Consider the following 18895-nt stretch of genomic DNA (forward strand, 5'->3'; position numbering starts at 1 on the left):
AGGTGCCCGAGTGCGGGCACCCCTACGTCAACAGGGCAGGATCGACCGCTATTCCGGGAGGCCGGCGGGTAGAACGAGGATCTTCACGTGTTCGTCGGGTGCGCGCAGAGCTGCGAAAGCGTCCGAGACTCCATCCAGACCGACCCGGCCGGTGATGATCGCTTCGGCGTCGATCTCGCCGTCGGCGAGCCTCTGCAGGGTGATGTCGTAGGCATTCTCGTAAGGACCGTGACCGAAGTTGATCGAGATCCTCCGGAACTGCCCGACGACGGGAATGATCGTCTCGTCGCCGAACGGCGCAGCCAGAACCTGAATCCGCGAGTTGAACGGCAGCGTGTGCATCAGTTCTCCGATGACTCCCGCCCGGCCGCTGCATTCGTAGGCGATCAGAACTCCGTTCGCGGCCTGACCGACAAGCTGGTTGCCTTCGGCGATCATCCGATTCCACAGTTCGATCGGATCCTGCTCGGCCGGATCGACGACGATGTCCGCACCCATCTTCTCGGCGAGCTCACGTCTTTTCGGGGAGGGCTCCGAAGCGATGACGATCTGCGCTCCGCGCGCTTTGGCGGCGACGATGGCGCCCAGTCCGATCGTTCCGCAGCCGATGACGAGCGCCGAATCGGCCGAGGTGAGGCCGGACTGTTGCAGGTGCATCTCGCCCACGTGGAGCGGTTCGGCAAGTGTGGCGTGCTCGAGTGACAGGTGATCGGGAACTTTGCGGACCCAGAACGCATCGACGACGATGTGATCGCCGAACGCGCCGTGATAGTCGTTCGAGTAGCCGATGATCGTCGGGATCCCGGTAGCCGTGTCGGTGGCCAACCCGATGCCGGCCACCCGATCGCCGATCGTGAAATCTTCTACTGCAGAACCGGTCTCGGAGACGATACCCGCGTATTCGTGCCCCAGGACCACTGGCGCGTCTGGATCGAAGGTGGCGAGCGGGTAGCCCCCGTCGTGCGCGACCTGAACGAACCGGCACGGGTCCTTCGACATGCTCAGGTCACTGCCGCAGATCCCGCAGGCGACGACGTCGATGCGGATCTGATGGGGCGCCAACGGCGGCGCGTCGGCCACCTCGGCAACAGCGAATTCTCCCTGCTGGAATCGGACGGCCCTCATGCGCGCACGGCTCCCGTCTCGGCCGGCCGGCCGTAGTAGTCGGTATGGGCTTTGGTGATCGCTCCGACCAGCCCGCCGATCAGGTATTCGCGGTTGTCCTCGGCGAACTGCATGCTCGCCTGACGCCCGACATTGCGCTTCCGGAAGTGCGGGACCACCTCGGAGGCGAACAATTCGTAGCTGTGTTTGGTGTCCTCCCAGCTCGCCATGTCGACGTGAAGGATCAGGAACGTGCCGAACCCTCCCGTCTTCTCGATCAGACGCTCGATCTGCGCGATCGCATCTTCGGGAGTACCGATGATCGCCTGACCGAACTCGCCGAGCGTGTCGTTGCGCCACTGATCGATGATTCCGGCAGGGGTATCTGCCCAGGCCGGGTTCTGGCCAGTCTGTCGATTCACGTAGGTGGCCATCGATCCGATCCGTCGGCTCACGGCGCGCTCAGCCTCGGCTCGGGTCTCGGCGAGGAACATCGGATTGACCACACGCCACGTCGCTCGGTCGGCGCGGTGGCCGTGTTCGGTCGAGACCTTCTCGTACACATCCCAGTTGCGATCCAGTGCGTCGAAGCCGCTGGGTGAACTCGCCGCCAACGAGAGCAGGGAGAGGCCGTTCTTGCCTGCGAGTACCGAACCGTTGGGGGAAATGGTCGACGCTGTCACGGTTTCGATGCCGTCCGCTCGGTAGGTGGGCAGCTGTGCACGCGCGTCACGCAACGTGAACCAGTCGGTTTCCATAGTGACGACCTCGCCGCGGAGCAACGCGAGAATGGCTTCGAGTGCTTCACCCTGGCGCCGACGCTGGTCCGACGGGTTGATGCCCATCATGTGTGCATCGAGGGGGATCTTGCCCGGACCGGTGCCGAAGATGAGTCGTCCGCGGGTCTGGAGATCGAGCTGAGTGATGCGGTCGGCGGTGATCAGCGGGTGGTGATAGGGCAGGGACGTCACACCCGTGCCGAACTGGATGCGCTCGGTCCGCTCGGCGGCTGCGGCGATGAAGATGTCCGGGGCAGGCACGATCTCGGCGCCGGTCGAATGATGCTCACCCATCCAGGCTTCCTCGAATCCGAGGTGGTCCAAGTGCGTCATGAGGTCGATATCGCGTCTGAGTTGCAGGGCGGGATCGGCGTCGAGCGGATGGTACGGGGCGAGGAATGCTCCGAAGCGGATGGACGATGCGGACCACACGATGACATCTCCTGTCGACAGGGAAGTGATTTGGCTCACTCGCTCTGATCGAGATGTCTAACATGGATCAAGTGATCCAATAAGTTGAATCTCCCGCACAGTGGGAGGTTTGTAATCATCTGCAATACAACAACTTATGCGTCGATGTTGCAGGATAGTGTTTCTTCAAGTCGATCATGTGAATCAGGAAAGAGCAGGCTGTGAATCACTCTGACTCCGCGTTCGCCACTGTGGAGACGTTTGTCGAGCCCGTGCGAAGCTCGTTCGTATGACCGACTCCAGGCAGAACCGTCAGGGCGACGCGACGCGCATACGCTTGCTCAAAACTGCCGAGCGCCTTTTTGCGACAGAGGGATTGGACGCCGTGTCCCTGCGCGCGGTGAACGCCGCAGCCGGCCTCGGGCCGTCGTCCGTCCACTACCACTTCGGCACCAAGGACGATCTGGTCGCCGCGGTGCTGCTGGACATGGGGACGTCGGTGCGAGATCAGATCAGCGCGAACGTGGACGCCCTCGCCGCCGACAAGACACCGCCGACGGTCGAGGCGCTGGTACGGGCCGTCACCGCGCCCTACAAGGCATTGCTCGTTCGCCATCGCACGCGGGGGATGCGTTGGATCAGAATCGTCACGCAGATCTCGCAGCCGCGGATGTCGCGAGCCGGCCATCCAGCCCTCGAGGCGACAGAGCTGCACCTCCGCGATCACCTGCTCGACCAGGTCCGTCGTACCTTTCCCGCTACCGATCCGGACAGAATGGAGACTCGCTGGGCTATCGCCTTGATGGGCTTCCTCCACGCGTTGAGCCGGGCGGACGATTGGAGCGGAAGTGGCAAGCCGCTCGCGCCGGAGCGGCTCGCCGACTTCTACGAGGACCAGGTCGTCTTTCTTATCGGTGGAGTGCGGCAGTTATTGGGGTGAGTACCTAATCGATACGCCTCCTATTTCTGCGCGACCACTGACTTCCGCATTTCCATTACATGAGTAATAGCTTCGGAAATCCCGGATCGATAACCGATATTCTTTTCGGAATCACCCGGAGTGGAATCAAGCTCCGATTCAAGTCTGGTTTGAATACGGTCCAGGGTGTGGATTGTTCTTTTCACGATGGTTGATTCTCTTTCTGCGGTAAATCCGAAAGTAGTATTCCGGATTGCCGAGCGTGTTCGTCGAGGACGCAGAGTGAAGCGAGGGTCATGCCCGCTGCGTAGCCGCGCGAGCGCGCGTCAGTTCCTCGACTACGTGACTTGAACAGGTTGAATGTCTCGTGCAGGTGCACGAGGGTGTCGGTGGAGGCAGGCATGGGTCAGCTTCGCAGTCAGCTCGTCTTCCTCTGGACTGTGCTGTCAGCTCCGCTTCCGCTTACGAATGAACTCGGAAGACTCCGCAGTTTTCGCCCGCTTTTCCGCGCGGCGTTCCTTGATCGACTGGGCGGGTTTCTTCATGTTCTTACCCGGCGCCTTGTCAGCCATTGTCGCTCCTCATTTTTCGAAGTGGCAATCACAAACTGACCTCGACCATACTTCATTTACAGAAAAAAGCCAGTTGCTTGTTTTCTGCTACTTTTTTCCGGAGTCGACGGGGCTGACGGAAGTAATGCGGTGCAACGTGAAACGGCGTACGGCACCACTAGCCGGGTCGAAGGCGTCCAACTGTCCGCCGCCCACGCTGACGGGGTCGACGATGCGATGCGTCGCCACCCCCTGAGCGTCGACGTAGCCGATGTTGACGCTGGAATTGTCTCGGGCCGCCGTGGCCAGCAAGGCGATGGTGGCGGCGTTGTTCTCCCTCGAACCGTCCGTCCGGACACCACCACGGCCCGGGGCGGAAGCGCGGTCACCTGCCCGCATCGTGCGTACCAACGACGCCAGCTGATCCGCCGAGGGGCTCGCCGGCATTCTCGACGCCGGTCGGCTGCGACGGTTAGGTACACGTGCCCCACGTGGGCGGAGATCGACCAACGTGCCCGAGGAGTCCTCACCTGCCGGTGCGAATCCGGCGGCTCGCAGCTCGGCCAGGACTTCGCGGAGCGGGGCCTGCGAAATCGCGACCGTAGGAGCCAATGCGCGCAGAGCCAACGGCTCGGCCACCGCGGATGCAAGTACCTCCGCCAAAAGCGATGCGTCCTCGCACCGAATGAACGACGCCGCAACCCCGGCACGCAGTCGCCCGTGTCGACGGGCGACATCGTCGATCAGATACGAAAGTGATTGGGGAACAGGCGTCTTCGATTTCGAAGCGAACATCGCATGCAGTTCGGTGGCCGTCAGACCGGCGTCGAGCGCACGACGCACGCTGTCCTCACTGATGCGGTACATCGACGCCGATCCTGCCGACTCGATGTCCGCGACCAGGCTCACCTGCTCGAGCAGGTCCGGTACCAGCGGGCCGGGAGCAACCAACGTCAGATCTGCCTGGACCAGGATGTAGTCGATGGGCTCGGGTAGCGCGGACTGCATTTCGGCTTCGGCGTCCCCACCGTGCAGCAATGCTCGTCCAGGCGACGACAAAGCACCGCGGGCCACCAGTCCGAGCGCGGCGGCCTCGTCCAGAGTCCGCTCGATCGCGAACGTCCGCAGGCGCCCGCTCCATCGCGGGCGTCGCCACGCGAGCAGCCGACTCACCTCGACGGCCGAAGCAGTCTGGCCACTGTCGAGTTCGGCGAGCAGCCCCAGAATGGCCTGGCGATCGCGAGGCGCCGCCGGGGCTCGGCCCTCCTCGGACAATGCGGCGATCGGCTTGTCGGTGGAATCGCGCAGCCCAATCATCCACGGAACTCGCGGTACGTCAACCCAGGCGGATGCCAGGACCTCCCACCGACGCGCTGTGGACGCGTTGAGCCAGCCGTCGACGGCGAGTGTGGGCGTCCAGTATTCGTCCGCGTTGTCCGAGACCGGCGCCGGGTCGGGCGTTCCACTGGCGATGAGGCCGGCTGCCGAGAGCAATTCGACGAGCAGGCTCACGCGCGCTTCGTCGAGATCGGCCGTCTTGGCCACGCGTCGTAGTTCTCGAACACCGAGACCACCGGCTCGCAGTGCGGGGGCCGGTGCTGCGCCCAGAACGGCGATCACGTTCTCGCATTGGCGTACCAACTCGAGCGCTTCGCCCGCTGCTGCGGCGTTCACGTCCGCAGGCTTGAGTTTGTCGCCCCCGATGACGGGTGCGGTCAGCGTCGTCGGATCGAAAACCGGCTCGCCGCGGATGACCTGACGAACCGTCGCCGGGAGTTCGACGGTCTGCTCGTCGAGCCACCGCAGCAGGCCGGCCGCCAGCAGTCGTTGAACCGGGCGCTCCGGCGGCGTTCCGGGGGCGGCGTCGCGGGTGCGGCCGATCGGGCTCGAGTTGGCGAGAGTCTCGAGGAGATCCCGCTCGCGGGTGTCCAGAGCGTCGAGGGCTGCCGAGATCTCGGTCTCGGTCATCGCCTCGGCAGGCTCGAGGGCTCGCCCCACACGCCACGGAATCATCCCGATGACCGCCGGGACGACGCTGATGGGATCGACACCCCAGATGAGGGCGGACTCGCGCATCTTCGACAGTGACTTGTCGACGGCCTTCTTGGTGACCTTGCCCTTGCCGGTCAGGGCGCGTTCGGCGATCGCACTGTTGAGCTCCGCCCGCGTCATCGGGGTTTCCTCGGCGCCAGCCAGTGCCAACAATTCGAGAAGACCGAAATCGAGGGTGTCGAGTTCGTCCGCAGCTCGGCTGACCGACGCGCGTTGCTGTGCCCGACCGCTGAGAACCACCATCGTGCTCGGCGGCGGTACGGCCAGATCGGGGCGCAGACGCAGCAACTCCGTCAACTCGGCGTCACTGCGCGCCGAGAGCCAATCGGTCAGACTTTCGGCTGCGGAACTGCCCGCCGGGGTGCCACGTGTTTCGGTCATCAGGTATCAGATTAGAGACCTGGTCTGTACGGCGTAACGGCGTCCTGTCAAAATGACTTCGTGGCCAACAATTCGAAGCAACACTATGTAGATCCAGGATGGCCGGAAACTGCAGACGGAGATCACGCAGTGACCGAATTGTCATCGACCCGCGCAGGTGGACTTTCACCCTTCGGCGAGGACACCACCTTTCCGGTTCCGGTGGAGTCACTTCCCTACGTACACCCGCACACCGTCATCAACCGATAACAACTCGACACGAAGAAGGCCCGCACCGAATCGGTGCGGGCCTTCTTGATGTTCGAGCGTCCGAGCGGACAGTCTTACCGGTGTTACTTGAGGAACGTCTTCGCGGTGTCGGCGACTGCGAGGATCTGCGGGTCGACCGGAATGCCGTTGGCCTTGGCGAACGCGATTGCCTGATCGATGGCGTCAGCGACCGGGTGTGCAACGGTCTGAGCGACCTGCTGAGCCGGAGCCGGAGCTGCCTGAGGAGCCGTGGTGGCCGGAGCGGAACGCTCGGTGGCGCCGCTGCTCAGTCCGAGGCTGGAGGAGCAGGACGGCCATGCGCCCCAACCCTGGTTTGCGAGAACACGCTCGGCAACAACGATCTGCTGCTCGCGAGTGGCCTGGTTTGCGGTGGCTGCATACTGTCCGCCGCCGTGTGCGTTCCACGTGCTGGGGGAGAACTGCAGTCCGCCCTGGTAACCGTTGCCGGTGTTGATGGCCCAGTTTCCGCCGGCCTCACACTGGGCGAGACGATCCCAGTCGGAGTCGGGGGCAGCGTTTGCGGTTCCGGTGGCTGCAATTCCTGCTACGCCCATGATGGCGCCGGTGACGGCGACCTTGGCGACAGTGCGGCCGGTGGTGGTGGGCTTGCGATGGCGTCCGCTCATGATGGTCGAAATCCTCTCCACACGCGCCTGCGAGGTCAGCTGTCGGGTTCGGGCTGAGAGGTCGCCCGGCCTCGCCTTTCCTGGCTGGAAAGGGTCTGGCTTCACCCCAAGATTCGGTCTTGCGATCGAACCGGTGTCCACTGGAGAACTTTTCTGTTCTCACAGAGGACTTTGGGTCCCCCGTCCTCGTCCCTGGAATGCTCTGTCGGAAGTCCGGTACCCGCGGGACAAGGCTTGGCGCGGCGGGCCGGAGGTGGCCGAGTTTCCCGGCCGAAAACGACGGTAACGGCTCGAGTCTCTCGTGTCACCATTTGATAACGCGGCGTGGCGAAGGACGTACAACGCGTCACACAAAGCGCAGGAGACTCTTCCCAGGTAGGTGGGGGTGCCTGAGTGAATGTCCGGTTGTGTCCGTTCCGTTATCCATCCGTAATGTGAGCAAGGTCACACGTTATATGGAAATGGAATGGCGGGTGATTGAGAGGCGCGTCGATTCCGGCCGAAGATGTGGCCTGCGTCTCAACATCGAAATTGAAACTTAGGTTAGGTTTGCCTCATCTGCCCGAAGGGCAGAATCCTCAGAGTCTTCCAAAGCATTAAGGCACCCCTCATGAATCTGCACTACCGTCGGCGCGCGGTCACCGCGTCCCTCGCCGTCGCCGCTGCTGCTGTCGGCCTGTCCGTCACTGCTCCCGCTGCACACGCCTCACCCGAGGATCCGACACACGGCGTTGTCGGAAGCTATTCCGCAACGCAGCCTGGCGACATCGTCGTCGACTCGGCAACCCACCGCGGATACATCACGCAGTACGGCGGACCGACCAGCTCGTTGTCCGTCGTCGACACGAACACCGGCGAGTCCGTCGGCAACATCGACGGTGTCGTCGGTTACCCGTCGGCACTTGCCGTGGACTCGGGCCTCGGACGCGCATACGTGTCCTCCTCCTACGGCGGCGCGATCTCGATTGTCGACACCAAGACCGGCAAGGTCGAAAAGACGGTCACGCTGAGCGAGAAGAACCCTGACGGCTCGCGGCCGCAGATCAACGATGTCGTCGTCGACCCCACAACGCACCGCGCGTACTTCTCTGACTACAAGTCCGGCAACATCCGAGTCGTCGACCCCAACGCCGCCGACGCCGTGTCGAGCATTCTCGTCGACAAGTCGGCAACGCCGACCAAGCTCGCCTTCGACGGCGACCGCGGCTTCCTCTACATCGCAGACACCAACTTCTTCGACGAGAACTACGGACGCACGCTGTGGCAGGCGGACGTACGCAAGGGTGGAGCGCTCAAGTCGATCGTGCGTGCCGACAACCTCTACCCGGTCGACGTCGATGTCGACACGAACACCGGAAACGTCTACATGACCGACACCAGGGCGACCAACCTGTGGACGATCACGCCAGCCGGCGCAGTCCTGTCGAAGACCACGCTGTCTCCGACTGCGATTCCCAACGGCGTGAGCGTCGACTCGGCTGCAGGCATTGCATATGTCGCGGACATCATGAACGGACACTTGTGGTCGGTCGACCTGACGACCCGCGCCACCACCGCTCTGACCGATACCAAGGTTCCCGCACTGGAGAAGGTCAAAAACCTCGCACTCGATACCTCGACCGGCGCCATCGCGTCGACGACCAACGGGGGCAAGGTGACGGTAGTTGCTGCGTACCCGCTGCCCGCGACCGTCGAACTGCCTGCTGGTCAGGTCGGCAAGGCGTATTCGCAGAAGCTTGCTTCCGCTGTCTCCCGCGCAACCTTTGCACTCACCAACGGCACTCTGCCCGGTGGACTGTCACTTGCACAGGACGGCACCATCTCGGGAACCCCCACCGCTGTCGGCAGCGTCACCGTCGAGATCACTGCGAAGAGCGTGCTCTCGCGCGCGTCGAGCGTGACCATCGTGGTCTCCGAGGGTCCGGTCGGCCCCGTAGATCCGGGCAACCCGGGAACGGGTACCGGTTCGCTCGGCAATCTCCCCGGACTCGGTAGCCTCGGCCGCTGATCCGACCTGATACGAGAGAACCCGACCACCGCGCCTGCCGTGGTCGGGTTCTTCTGGCTGTGCTGCCGGCTACGCGCAATGGACGCGCGATCCACGGCTACGCGTAATTGACGCGGTCCACGGCTACGCGTAATTGACGCGGTCCACGGCTACGCGTAATTGACGCGGTCCACGTCGACGATCTCCTTGCCGAGCGGCATCAGCGAGATCGGAATCATCTTCAGATTCGCGACCGCGAGCGGAATCCCGATGATCGTGATTGCCATCGCGACGGCGGTGACGATGTGTCCGATCGCCAACCAGATACCGGCGATGATCACCCAGATGACATTGCCGATCATCGAACCGACGCCAGCGGTCGGCTTGTCGACGACGGTCTTACCGAACGGCCACAGTGCATAGATGCCGATGCGGAATGCTGCGATTCCGAAGGGAATCGTGATGATGAGGATGCAGCAGATGATGCCTGCGGCGAAGTAACCCAACGCCAGCCAGAAGCCGCCGAACACCAGCCAGATCACGTTCAGGAGGATTCTCATGGTCAGTGACCTTTCGGTTGGAGGCGGGAGTGATCAGCGCACGCGTCGACCGGATCTGAGCGTGTAGACGATGGCCAGAATGAAGCCGATCGGGCACGCGAGTGCCACCAGGTACAAGGCCAGGCCGGGTGGGGTGTCGCTGAAGATATGGACTGCGAAGATGGCCACGATCGCCAGGAATCCGACAATGAAGAGTGCCATCGCCGTACGGAACAGACCGTTTCCGGTGCCGGAAGTGCGCGGGTTCGGTTGAGGGTCCACACCTACGAGGATAGTGCCTGTAAACCTGGGTGCCGACACGGGTTGGTCACAGGTAGACTGGTAACAGACTGCGCGCCCCGCTGAAGCAAGTGTGGGGCGCGTTCTTTTGCATTCTTCCACCGGAAGCAATGCGAGCAAGGCCATGAGGCTCTTCCGGGAGCCTCCCGAGCACATTGGGGCAGATGCCCCAGTCGAGTGATGAGCAGGTGAACGCGGTGCCGACCGGCAAGGTGAAGTGGTACGACGTCGAAAAAGGTTTCGGCTTTCTGTCGCAGGAAGAGGGCGAGGACGTCTACGTCCGTGCTTCCGCCCTCCCCGAGGGTGTCGAAGGCTTGAAGGCCGGCCAGCGCGTCGAGTTCGGCATGGCTGCAGGCCGCCGCGGTCCGCAGGCGCTGAGCCTGAAGGTGCTCGAGCCGGCGCCGTCGTTGCGCGGTGCTACGGCGTCGCGTCGCGAGCCCGTCGAGCGCAAGCACACCCCTGACCAGCTGCACGGCATGGTCGAGGACATGATCACGTTGCTCGAGGCGAAGGTCCAGCCGGATCTGCGCAACGGCAAGTACCCGGACCGCAAGACCGCTCAGCGGATCTCCGAGGTCGTCCGGGCCGTCGCTCGCGAGCTCGACACCTGATCGCTCGATGCGAGCTGCCGTACACGGCTTCGAAACAAAATGCCCTGCACACCGATCGGTGTGCAGGGCATTTTCATGTTCAGAGGATCAGGCGGTCTTGATCGACCAGATCAACAGTCCCTGTTCGCTTCCCTCACCGACCGCGAGGTGAATTTCGACGCCGACGAGTTGCTTGACGGGATCGCTCGAAGACTCGACCGTCACGGCCAAGGCCTCGCCGGGCTCGAAGACTCGGGGCTCACCGGTCTGGTTGCCGTCGGCGTCCTCGTAGACGGCGAGCAGTGCCCACTGCGCATCCGAAACGTCCGTCGACAACGACAGCTGCAGCGGGTAGCCCGCGGGAACATCGAGGGCGTAGATGTCGCCCACCTGGGCGCACTGGGACAGATCGATGGTGCAGAACCCGGCAGGGTTGGTCTCGATCGTCGTGCCGTGTGCGTATGCAGTGATGACCGGCAGCTTGTCGGGGTCGTCGTTGATGTTCTTGATGATCACGAAAAGAACGGAGACGTAAGCAACCAGTGCCACCACCATCAGGACACTGATCGCTGCCACGATCTTCTTTGTTCTCGAGCGCATCATCACTGCGGAGTACTTCCTTGTCCTCGGTTGGATTTACCGGTGTAAATCACTTCGGTCACTTCTTGTTCGGCCAGATCGGGTCGCTTCCCGCCGAGGCCGGGCAGGAGGCTGCTTCCTCGGTAGCTCAGGAAGGTCTGCAGGAGCCCGATCGTCAGGAACACCGATACAACAGTGAACCCGATCCAGTATTCGGTCGGAAGCAGAACCCCCAATGCGCCGCCGAGTACCCAGCTCAACTGCAGAACCGTCTCGGATCTACCGAATCCGGACGCGATCGATTCCTCGGGCAGGTCGTGCTGGAGTGACGCGTCGAGGGAGACCTTGGCGAGTGCGCTGGCGGCCGAGGCGATGAGTGTGGCAAGGGCGGCGGTCATCAGGTTGTCCGTCAGAGCTGCGATCACCGCGATGACCCATACCGACGCCGTGCACCGGAGCACGATCAATGCGGGCCGGCCAAGCTTGAGGCGCGCACCCGTGGCATTTCCGGCGAAGTTACCCAGACCGGCTGCCGCGCCGACCAGGCCGAGCATCATGGCCTGCTGGAGTGGCTCGTGATCGGTACGCGATTTGGCGACGAACGCGATGTAGAGCGTCAGGAAGCCGGTGAGTACGCGAATGGTCCCGTTGCCCCAGAGTCCGATGATCACGGCGCGTCCGAGAGGCTGTCGGACCTTGGCCGGTTTCGCGTTCGGCTGTGGCGGGGCGTTGCCGGCGTGGTGTGCCTCGTCCGGGTGGTAGGTGATGGTCGCGGGAACCTCACCCTCGGTGACCTCGACCCACGACGGGATTCGCATGCTCAGATATGCGCCGAAGACGGTGACGGCGACTGCGAACCACAAGGCTCCGGTGGAACCGAAAGCGAGCGCGAGCGCACCTGCGACAGCACCGGCCCCGATGGTTCCACCGATCAAACCGAAGACCGTCAGACGCGAATTGACGCGCACCAGGTCTATTTCCGGTGGTAGGACGCGTGGTGTCACCGCACTCTTGAGCACCGAGAACGATTTACTGAGCACCATCATTCCGAGCGCGGCCGGATAGAGGATCCAACTGTCGAAGTTGAAGACCAGGATCACCGCGAGGAGCGTCCGGATTCCGAACGACGACGCGAGTGCGATGCGGCGGCCGCGCTGCAAGCGGTCGAGCATCGGACCGATCAGCGGTGCGATCACGGCGAACGGAGCGATCGTGATCAGGAGATAGAGCGCGACCTTGGTCTTGTCCTCACCGGTCGCCGCCGAGAAGAACAGCGTGTTGGCGAGAGCGACGGAGATCGCCGCGTCGGTCGCGTTGTTCGTCATCACTGCGTAGGTGAGAGCAGTCAGACCGGACTTGTCCGCGCCGTCGGCCTTCGCTGCGCGCTGGAAGGTCGCGATGCCCTTGTTCGTCAGTTCGCGGCTGCGCATCGCTGCGACGCGAGTGACGGTGAGCTTGCGAGGCATCGGGGGAGCCTTGGGAGCGTCCGCACCCGGCGCCTTCGAACCGGCCGCGGAATCGGAGTCTGCCCGCGATTCGGGAATCGGATGCAGCGGCGGCAACGGCGTGCGACGGGCAGCGGGACGGGCCGAGGGCGGGTAATTGTCCGGGCGGGCCGCAGGTGGGTAATTGTCGTAACCGGGGTGCACCTGTTGCCCCTCCGGCTCGTCGTGGATTCGCCGAGTTTCGGGGTCGTAGGGTTCGCGCGGTCCGGTCACCACTCAATTCTGTCCTAGTGTCGGCGCGGCTACCACGCACACCCCTGCGAGTCCTGTGTCATGTCGGACTCAGTTAACAAAACGGACTTCGAACATCTGCGGCCAATACTTGCCGGTGAGCAGGAATCGATCGGTACCGGGAATCTGCGCGATGCCGTTGAGAACGTCGACGGTGCTGGTCGATCCATCCGTGACGAGTTCTTCGCGTAGCGGCGAAGCGTCGTAGACGTTGGTGACGCGCCCGTCCGCCGGATCGATTCGGACGACGGTGTCCGTGGTCCAGACATTGGCGTAGACGAAGCCGTCTTCGGCGCATTCCAGTTCGTTCAGTTTGCCGACGGACTCCGAGGCTCTGGTGACGTCGATCGTGGAGATCGACGCGAAGGTTTCGGGATCGCGAAAGGTCAACCTGGCCGTACCGTCGCTGGAGACCAGCCGATCCCCGAGTGAACAGATTCCCCATCCCTCGGTGTCGAGGGGGAACCGTTCACGTTCGCTCAGAGTGTTCTTGTCCCGGGCGATTGCGACGCCGTCCTTCCAGGTGAGTTGCCACAGTGTGTCTCCGGCGATGGTGATGCCCTCACCGAACAACGGCGGGTCGAGATCGGCACGTGCAATCTCCGGTCCCGAAGCGGGGGACTGCTCGTCCGAGATCTCGCTCGAGCGGACCCAGGACTGCCCGACGCGCCCGGTACTTTCGTAGAGGCGATTTCCGTCGATCTCGAGGCCTTGCGTGAATGCGCCGGGATCGTGCGCGGACACTCGGACGATCTCGACGGAGCCGGTTTCGGTCGTGAGGTTGTCGGGGGTACCGGGGGAATCGGAGCACCCCACCAAGGCCGACGCGATCACGGCGACCACTGCGAAAGTACGCACGGAATTGGCGTGTGACCTACTCATCTGCCCAGCATGGCAGCCCAGTGCGTTGCGGACTTGCGGTGGTGCGGCAAACTGGAGGAGTGAGTGTTGCTACTTCTCCAGAGCGTGCAGTGCCGCGCCCAGTACTGGCCGATGCGGTCGAGCTTGCCCGAACGGCAGTCGTCGACCTGCATGAAGGCGGTGTGGGGGCATACCTCGGCGTGACGTCGGAGGACGAATTTGCCGCCACCCATCGATTTGCAGCAGACATTCCGGGATACCGCGGTTGGCAGTGGGCGGTCGTCGTCGCTGCCGGACCGGAGGACACCCACGCAACGGTCAGTGAGTTGGCGCTGCTGCCAGGTCCCGACGCGTTGGTTGCGCCGGAATGGCTGCCATGGGATCAGCGGATCCGTCCCGGCGATCTCTCCGTCGGTGACCTACTGGCTCCGCCGGCCGAGGATCCTCGGCTCGTTCCCGGCTACGTCGCCACCGGTGACCCGGAAGTCGACGAGGTAGCTCTCGAAATCGGGCTCGGCCGCAAACAGGTCATGAGCCTCGAGGGTCGACTCGATGCCGCGCAGCGTTGGTTCGACGGTGACTTCGGCCCGGAGTCGGAGATGGCGAAGGCTGCTCCGTCGACGTGTGGGCTGTGTGGTTTCTTCCTGCCGCTCGCCGGTTCGTTGCACGCAGCGTTCGGCGTGTGCGGAAACGAACTCTCCGCAGACGGCCGTGTGGTCAGTGCGTCCTACGGTTGTGGCGCGCACTCGGACACCAGCCTGCCGCTCGGTGCGGGATCGCCGCAGTTCGACGCATTCGACGACGGAGCAGTCGAGCTGATTGCCATGCCCGCTCGCCCGTCGAGCGTTGTTGCAGTTGAGGATTCGGTATCCACCGAGTAGAAGATCCGTTCGGCACGGACGCACTCCGCGAGGCGACGCTGCGCGCGTGGTCGGAATCTCCGACGCGATTGCGTGAAGACGCGGCTGCGGAATCCGACCTCGCGAAGGCCGGGTACCGCGACCGTCTGCTCACCGAGTTGGCGCAGAACGCTGCCGATGCGGCGGCGCGCGAGGGCATCGAGGGCTCACTGTGGGTGGACCTGGACGGTCGGACTCTGACGGTGGCGAACACCGGCCGTCCGCTGGACGAATCCGGCGTCCACGCACTCACCGCGCTGCGAGCGTCGAACAAGGTCGACACCGACGAAGGTGTGACGGGCCGGTTCGGAGTCGGATTCTCGGCAGTTCTCTCGGTCGGTGACGAGGTGGAGCTGCGCTCGTCGACGGGATCGATTCGGTTCTCCGCGTCACACACGCTGCGCGAGATCGAGTCACGCGAGCTCCCCGTGCCGGAAACCGGTGTCCCCGTACTTCGTTTGGTGTGGCCCTCGGGCGAATTACCGAGCGACGGTGCCGATTCGGAAGTGGTGCTGACGCTTCGGCCGGAAGTCGATGCCGCAGCGCTGCTTTCGCAGATGACGCGCGAGGCCGTCGACCTGCTTCTCGAACTTCCGGCTCTCGGATCTATTCGTGTGGGCGAGAAGATCTTTCAGCGATCGGAACGAGTGTTGGAATCCGGTCTCGTCGAGATCTCCATCGGTGATCGCACGTGGTGGCAGTACACGGCGGCTGACGCACGATGGTTGGTTCCGGTCCGCGACGGGGTCGTCGAGCCGGTCGCAGGCGACGTCCTGCGGGCGCCGACGCGATCCGACGAGGAACTGTCGATCCCCGCGATCGTCATTGCCGACATTGCAATGCAACCCGATCGGCGACGCCTCATGCCCGGTGCACCGATCGCTCCGCTTGCCGAGGGGTATGCGAAGTTCCTTGCGGCTCTCCCTCCTCGGCAGCGAACGGCGCTCGTCCCGATTCCGGCCTTCGCCCGCAGTGAGACGGATTCGCTTCTGCGCGAAGCGCTTCTGAAGGAGCTGCAGGAAAACGAGTGGCTTCCGGTGGTCGGGGAACCTGACCGCGCGCCGCAGCGAGCGTCCGTGGTGCCCGGGCTCAGTGACGAACTCGCCGCGTTGCTCACCGACATCATCGGCGGACTGGTCGTCCCCGAACTCTCCGGGCCCAAGCACGAGCGAGCGCTCGCGGCGGTCTCGACGCACCGCATCGGGCTCGCGCGTATCGCCGAACTGCTCAGCGGCGTGGAACGTGAACCGAAGTGGTGGAATCGACTCTATTCGGCTCTCGAACCCTTGGTGATCGACACTCTCGCGGTGGAAGAGCTTGGAACACTGCCGGTTCCGCTTTCCGACGGACGAACGGTGACCGGTCCGCGGACCGTCGTCGTCGGCGTCGAACTGGGCGAAGACGCACCGTCGGTGCAGTGGACGAGGTTGGTTCATCCTGTCGCAGCGCACCCGTTGCTGTCTCGATTGGGAGCGCAGACCGCCAGTGCCACCGACCTGCTGTCCGATCCGGCACTGCGAGCATTGATCGAAGATGCTGCGGATCAGGATGATTCGGTAGCGGCGGACTTGGCGCAGGTGGTGCTCGGACTGGCGGCCCATGTGGCGCCAGGAGCGCTGCCGTCGTGGATCGGTGAAGTGCTGCTTCCTGATTCGGATGGCGAATTGCGGTCCGCCGACCAACTTCTGCTTCCTGGAGCTCCACTCGCAAGCGTCCTGGTCGAGGATTCTCCCTTCGGCATCGTCGACGCCGATTTCGTTCAACAGGTGGGGGAGCAGGCGTTACGGGTAGTCGGTGTCGGGTGGAGCTTCACGGTGGTCCGTGAGGAATTGCCGTCCGGCCCCGATCACGATCTCGACGCCGAAGACGCATGGTGGGACACCCTCGACGAGGACCCCGAATGCGTCGAAGCCGTGCGCGATCTCGATCTCGTGGACGAAGACCGCTGGCCGCAGGCGTTGTCGCTGCTGGTCGAGTCACCGGCGACACGGGCGCTGCTCACCGACCGTCGTGGATACACGGCGTGGTGGTTGCGTTCGAATGCGGAACTGAGCGGTGAGGTGCTGGGCTTGCTGCGCGCTCCGGGAGATCGCACCTTCGAGGGATTGCTCGATGCCGCCGAACACCCCGACGCCGGATTCTTCTCCGGATTGCTGGCATCGGATACCGTCGACGATCCGGAACTGGCTCAGCTGCTACTCGATCGGCTTGCCGACCCACTGCGGATGCCGGCCTCCGCGGTCGTCGCTCGGACACACCGACTGCTGGGCGAGGCAGCGCAGCGACGGGTTCTCGACCTGGAGGAACTGCACCTGCCGCCGTTCGTGCGCGGGCTTTCCGGCGATCTGGTCGATCCCGGCGACGCTCTTGTCCTCGACCGACCGTGGCTGGGGGCGGCACTACCTGCACAACGAGTGGTGCTCGGCAGTTTCGATACGGCTGACGCATTGGCGGATCTGCTCGACGTCGCGACGGCGTCTACGTCCGTTCACGGTCGAGTGAGCAGCACCGGCATCGTGACTACGTGGGCGAACGAACCACAGGCAGTTCTCGGCTTCGCAGCCCTCGGCCGTGAGGTTCCCGGCGGCGAGCTAGTGATTCATCACGAACTGACCGTGGAACTGACGGGAGCGGTGGAGGCGACGGTGACCGTGCCGTGGTGGGTGGACTCGGACGACGTTCATCACGTGATGCGCACGTGGACCCTGCCGCAAGGGATGTGAGGGCAGATGTCTTTCGACCAGTGGGTGCTCGACAGCGCGGTGAGTCAGCGGACGGAGTGGCTCGTCGACGTAGTCGACGTCATCACCGACAGCGGCGGAACACTCGCGTCGTGGCTGATCGCGACGCTGCTCACCATCGTGCTTCTGGTTCGGGGACTACGCACCGAAGCTCTGCTGATCGCCGGGTCGATGTTGACCGGTCTGCTCGTGATGAGCGGATTGAAGCGCATCTTCACCCGGACCCGCCCACCCGTTCCGGAGCGTTTGATCGAAATCGATTCGTATTCGTTCCCGTCGGGCCACGCGATGATGAGTGCGATCCTCGCGACTTCGGTTGCCGCCGTGATCCTTCGGCTTGCCTTGCCGAGGCTCGCGAAGATGGCAATGCTCGCGAGCCTCGGCCTGTACACGGTCGCCGTCGGATTCTCCCGCGTCTATCTTGCTGCCCATTGGATGACCGATGTGCTGGCAGGCTGGGCGTTCGGGATGGTGTGGGCCGGCGTATGGATCTGGGGGACCGCGCAGATCAGGAAGCGCCGGGCGCTGGTTACTTCGTGAGTTCGGCGAGTAGTTGGCTCGTGGCCCACGGCAAGCTCAGCGCCGAGCTCGCGGTCAGGGCCGCGCCGACCTGCGGGGCCTGATCGTCGTTGACGTAGACGACGCGGTTGTTCATGACCACGTCGAGTTGCTGGAAGCCGGGATTGTTTCGGACTGCCTGGGCGGCATCGGGATTGCCGATGACAACGAGACGGTCCACGTCGAGGAGATCGAGTCGTTCGGTGGAGATCGGCGCGTAGAACTCACCGTTCATCAAGGCCTCGACCGCCGGGGCAGGTTTGAAACCGAGACTGCCGAGGACCCGTCCGCGGGCGTCCTCGGACGAGAAGGCGTAGAACTCCGGGGTCGCGTCGACGCTGATGATCACCGCGGTCTGGTCTGCAAATTCCGGGTGTGCGCTTCTGGCGTCGGCGAACTGCTTGTCGATATCGGCGATCAACTTCTCGCCGTCGGCTTCGCGACCCACTGCCTTCGCCGCGGTCTTCGTCGTGATCTGCCACGGAGTTGCGTAGTCGCCGTAAGCCGGGTCCTTCGCGACGGTGGGGGCGATCGCGGAAAGTGTGCTGTACAGGTCTTTGTCGATGCTCGAGTAGAGAGCGAGGATCAGGTCGGGCTCGAGCGCGGCGATCTTTTCGACGCTGATCGTGGTTTCGGGATTGCTGCCGACGACGGTCGGTTCGGTTCCGCCCCAAGGACCGGTGACCCATGGCCACGTGCGGTTGACGTCCGGCTCACCCGGGTACTGGTTGACCATTCCGACGGGCTTGATGCCCAAGGCCAGCAGGGCCTGCTCGTCGTTGTAGCCGACGGTGACGATCCGTTGTGGTTCGGAATCGATCGTGGTGCTACCGAAGGCGTGATCGATCGTGACGGGGAAGGCGCCGCCACCGGAACCCGACGAACCACTCGAAGTGTCGTCCTCGTCCGAACTGCAGGAGACGAGTGCTGTGCCGACCAGCACGACCAGAGCAACGGATGTCATTTTCGTCCAACGTGCTCGACTTTTCGAACGGTTGCTGCTTTTCCATCG

18 protein-coding genes and 1 riboswitch are annotated in these 18895 nt (G+C 63.7%); of the genes, 7 read left to right on the forward strand and 11 right to left on the reverse strand.

Annotated elements, in window-relative coordinates; all coding sequences use genetic code 11:
* Positions 1–48 precede the first annotated feature (48 nt).
* Both ABWI03_RS04655 and ABWI03_RS04660 read right to left on the reverse strand, forming a co-directional pair.
* On the reverse strand, positions 49–1125 hold the full coding sequence (locus ABWI03_RS04655) for an alcohol dehydrogenase catalytic domain-containing protein (protein ID WP_200316407.1): 1077 nt from the start codon (positions 1123–1125) through the stop codon (positions 49–51).
* Entirely contained in the window at positions 1122–2315 is a 1194-nt protein-coding gene (locus ABWI03_RS04660) for an LLM class flavin-dependent oxidoreductase (RefSeq protein WP_298777323.1), read from the reverse strand. Before ABWI03_RS04660 ends, ABWI03_RS04655 begins: the two co-directional genes overlap by 4 nt.
* 268 nt (positions 2316–2583) lie before the next feature.
* On the opposite strand from ABWI03_RS04660, the gene ABWI03_RS04665 reads away from it, so the two are divergent.
* Positions 2584–3234, forward strand: coding sequence for a TetR/AcrR family transcriptional regulator (locus tag ABWI03_RS04665; protein ID WP_200316406.1), 651 nt, complete (start codon positions 2584–2586; stop codon positions 3232–3234).
* Positions 3235–3659: 425 nt separating this feature from the next.
* Here ABWI03_RS04665 and ABWI03_RS04670 read toward each other — a convergent pair whose 3' ends face one another.
* Positions 3660–3785, reverse strand: a complete 126-nt coding sequence (locus ABWI03_RS04670) for a hypothetical protein (protein ID WP_007733507.1) — start codon at positions 3783–3785, stop codon at positions 3660–3662.
* Between the two features lie 87 nt (positions 3786–3872).
* Complete coding sequence (locus ABWI03_RS04675) at positions 3873–6197, reverse strand: helicase-associated domain-containing protein (RefSeq protein ID WP_124567575.1); 2325 nt, start codon at positions 6195–6197, stop codon at positions 3873–3875.
* 60 nt (positions 6198–6257) lie between these two features.
* Here ABWI03_RS04675 and ABWI03_RS04680 point away from each other — a divergent pair, with 60 nt between their 5' ends.
* A complete protein-coding gene (locus ABWI03_RS04680) occupies positions 6258–6446 on the forward strand; it encodes a hypothetical protein (protein ID WP_019744939.1) in 189 nt (62 codons plus the stop codon).
* Between the two features lie 83 nt (positions 6447–6529).
* On the opposite strand, the gene ABWI03_RS04685 is transcribed toward ABWI03_RS04680, so the two are convergent.
* Positions 6530–7093, reverse strand: a complete 564-nt coding sequence (locus ABWI03_RS04685) for a transglycosylase family protein (protein WP_095968827.1) — start codon at positions 7091–7093, stop codon at positions 6530–6532.
* Positions 7094–7101: 8 nt separating this feature from the next.
* Positions 7102–7311: riboswitch (cyclic di-AMP (ydaO/yuaA leader) on the reverse strand.
* Between the two features lie 392 nt (positions 7312–7703).
* Between ABWI03_RS04685 and ABWI03_RS04690 the strand changes: the two genes are divergently transcribed.
* Positions 7704–9101: a YncE family protein gene (locus tag ABWI03_RS04690; protein ID WP_298777324.1), complete on the forward strand. Its 1398-nt coding sequence runs from the start codon at positions 7704–7706 to the stop codon at positions 9099–9101.
* Positions 9102–9250: 149 nt separating this feature from the next.
* On the opposite strand, the gene ABWI03_RS04695 is transcribed toward ABWI03_RS04690, so the two are convergent.
* Positions 9251–9640, reverse strand: coding sequence for a YccF domain-containing protein (locus tag ABWI03_RS04695; protein ID WP_003939919.1), 390 nt, complete (start codon positions 9638–9640; stop codon positions 9251–9253).
* 33 nt (positions 9641–9673) lie between these two features.
* Positions 9674–9901 carry a hypothetical protein gene (locus ABWI03_RS04700; RefSeq protein ID WP_095968829.1) on the reverse strand — a complete coding sequence of 76 codons (228 nt, stop codon included), beginning with the start codon at positions 9899–9901 and terminating at the stop codon, positions 9674–9676.
* 215 nt (positions 9902–10116) lie between these two features.
* Between ABWI03_RS04700 and ABWI03_RS04705 the strand changes: the two genes are divergently transcribed.
* Complete coding sequence (locus tag ABWI03_RS04705; protein ID WP_166809487.1) at positions 10117–10530, forward strand: cold-shock protein; 414 nt, start codon at positions 10117–10119, stop codon at positions 10528–10530.
* Positions 10531–10617: 87 nt separating this feature from the next.
* On the opposite strand, the gene ABWI03_RS04710 is transcribed toward ABWI03_RS04705, so the two are convergent.
* The 3 genes from ABWI03_RS04710 to ABWI03_RS04720 all read right to left on the reverse strand — a co-directional run bounded on the left by ABWI03_RS04710 (position 10618) and on the right by ABWI03_RS04720 (position 13706).
* The gene (locus tag ABWI03_RS04710; protein WP_206028809.1) at positions 10618–11112 is read right to left on the reverse strand and encodes a DUF2771 domain-containing protein; all 495 of its coding nucleotides are present in this window, start codon (positions 11110–11112) and stop codon (positions 10618–10620) included.
* Positions 11112–12806, reverse strand: coding sequence for an MFS transporter (locus tag ABWI03_RS04715; RefSeq protein WP_253252766.1), 1695 nt, complete (start codon positions 12804–12806; stop codon positions 11112–11114). Before ABWI03_RS04715 ends, ABWI03_RS04710 begins: the two co-directional genes overlap by 1 nt.
* 69 nt (positions 12807–12875) lie before the next feature.
* Positions 12876–13706 (reverse strand): glutaminyl-peptide cyclotransferase, encoded by an 831-nt coding sequence (locus tag ABWI03_RS04720; RefSeq protein ID WP_206028810.1) that lies wholly within the window; start codon positions 13704–13706, stop codon positions 12876–12878.
* Positions 13707–13744: 38 nt separating this feature from the next.
* Here ABWI03_RS04720 and ABWI03_RS04725 point away from each other — a divergent pair, with 38 nt between their 5' ends.
* The 3 genes from ABWI03_RS04725 (at position 13745) to ABWI03_RS04735 (ending at position 17865) form a co-directional block, all read left to right on the forward strand.
* A complete protein-coding gene (locus ABWI03_RS04725; protein WP_166809488.1) occupies positions 13745–14566 on the forward strand; it encodes a DUF3027 domain-containing protein in 822 nt (273 codons plus the stop codon).
* Positions 14567–14634: 68 nt separating this feature from the next.
* A complete protein-coding gene (locus ABWI03_RS04730; RefSeq protein WP_298777325.1) occupies positions 14635–17307 on the forward strand; it encodes a sacsin N-terminal ATP-binding-like domain-containing protein in 2673 nt (890 codons plus the stop codon).
* A gap of 6 nt (positions 17308–17313) precedes the next feature.
* Entirely contained in the window at positions 17314–17865 is a 552-nt protein-coding gene (locus tag ABWI03_RS04735) for a phosphatase PAP2 family protein (protein ID WP_095968835.1), read from the forward strand.
* Here ABWI03_RS04735 and ABWI03_RS04740 read toward each other — a convergent pair.
* Positions 17855–18847, reverse strand: coding sequence for an iron-siderophore ABC transporter substrate-binding protein (locus ABWI03_RS04740; RefSeq protein ID WP_298777326.1), 993 nt, complete (start codon positions 18845–18847; stop codon positions 17855–17857). The two genes, ABWI03_RS04735 and ABWI03_RS04740, sit on opposite strands and share 11 nt — an antisense overlap.
* Positions 18848–18895: the final 48 nt, after the last annotated feature.

This window comes from Rhodococcus baikonurensis (assembly GCF_040489275.1).
Classification (GTDB): Bacteria; Actinomycetota; Actinomycetes; order Mycobacteriales; family Mycobacteriaceae; genus Rhodococcus_F; species Rhodococcus_F baikonurensis.

What these genes read in the sequence shown, in the direction of transcription:
- ABWI03_RS04675 (WP_124567575.1), bottom strand. Translation starts at nt 6,197, where the DNA reads ATGACCGAAACACGTGGCACCCCGGCGGGCAGTTCCGCAGCCGAAAGT.
- ABWI03_RS04690 (WP_298777324.1), top strand. Translation starts at nt 7,704, where the DNA reads ATGAATCTGCACTACCGTCGGCGCGCGGTCACCGCGTCCCTCGCCGTC.
- ABWI03_RS04710 (WP_206028809.1), bottom strand. Translation starts at nt 11,112, where the DNA reads ATGATGCGCTCGAGAACAAAGAAGATCGTGGCAGCGATCAGTGTCCTG.
- ABWI03_RS04685 (WP_095968827.1), bottom strand. Translation starts at nt 7,093, where the DNA reads ATGAGCGGACGCCATCGCAAGCCCACCACCACCGGCCGCACTGTCGCC.
- ABWI03_RS04670 (WP_007733507.1), bottom strand. Translation starts at nt 3,785, where the DNA reads ATGGCTGACAAGGCGCCGGGTAAGAACATGAAGAAACCCGCCCAGTCG.
- ABWI03_RS04695 (WP_003939919.1), bottom strand. Translation starts at nt 9,640, where the DNA reads ATGAGAATCCTCCTGAACGTGATCTGGCTGGTGTTCGGCGGCTTCTGG.
- ABWI03_RS04665 (WP_200316406.1), top strand. Translation starts at nt 2,584, where the DNA reads ATGACCGACTCCAGGCAGAACCGTCAGGGCGACGCGACGCGCATACGC.
- ABWI03_RS04740 (WP_298777326.1), bottom strand. Translation starts at nt 18,847, where the DNA reads ATGACATCCGTTGCTCTGGTCGTGCTGGTCGGCACAGCACTCGTCTCC.
- ABWI03_RS04655 (WP_200316407.1), bottom strand. Translation starts at nt 1,125, where the DNA reads ATGAGGGCCGTCCGATTCCAGCAGGGAGAATTCGCTGTTGCCGAGGTG.
- ABWI03_RS04735 (WP_095968835.1), top strand. Translation starts at nt 17,314, where the DNA reads ATGTCTTTCGACCAGTGGGTGCTCGACAGCGCGGTGAGTCAGCGGACG.
- ABWI03_RS04720 (WP_206028810.1), bottom strand. Translation starts at nt 13,706, where the DNA reads ATGAGTAGGTCACACGCCAATTCCGTGCGTACTTTCGCAGTGGTCGCC.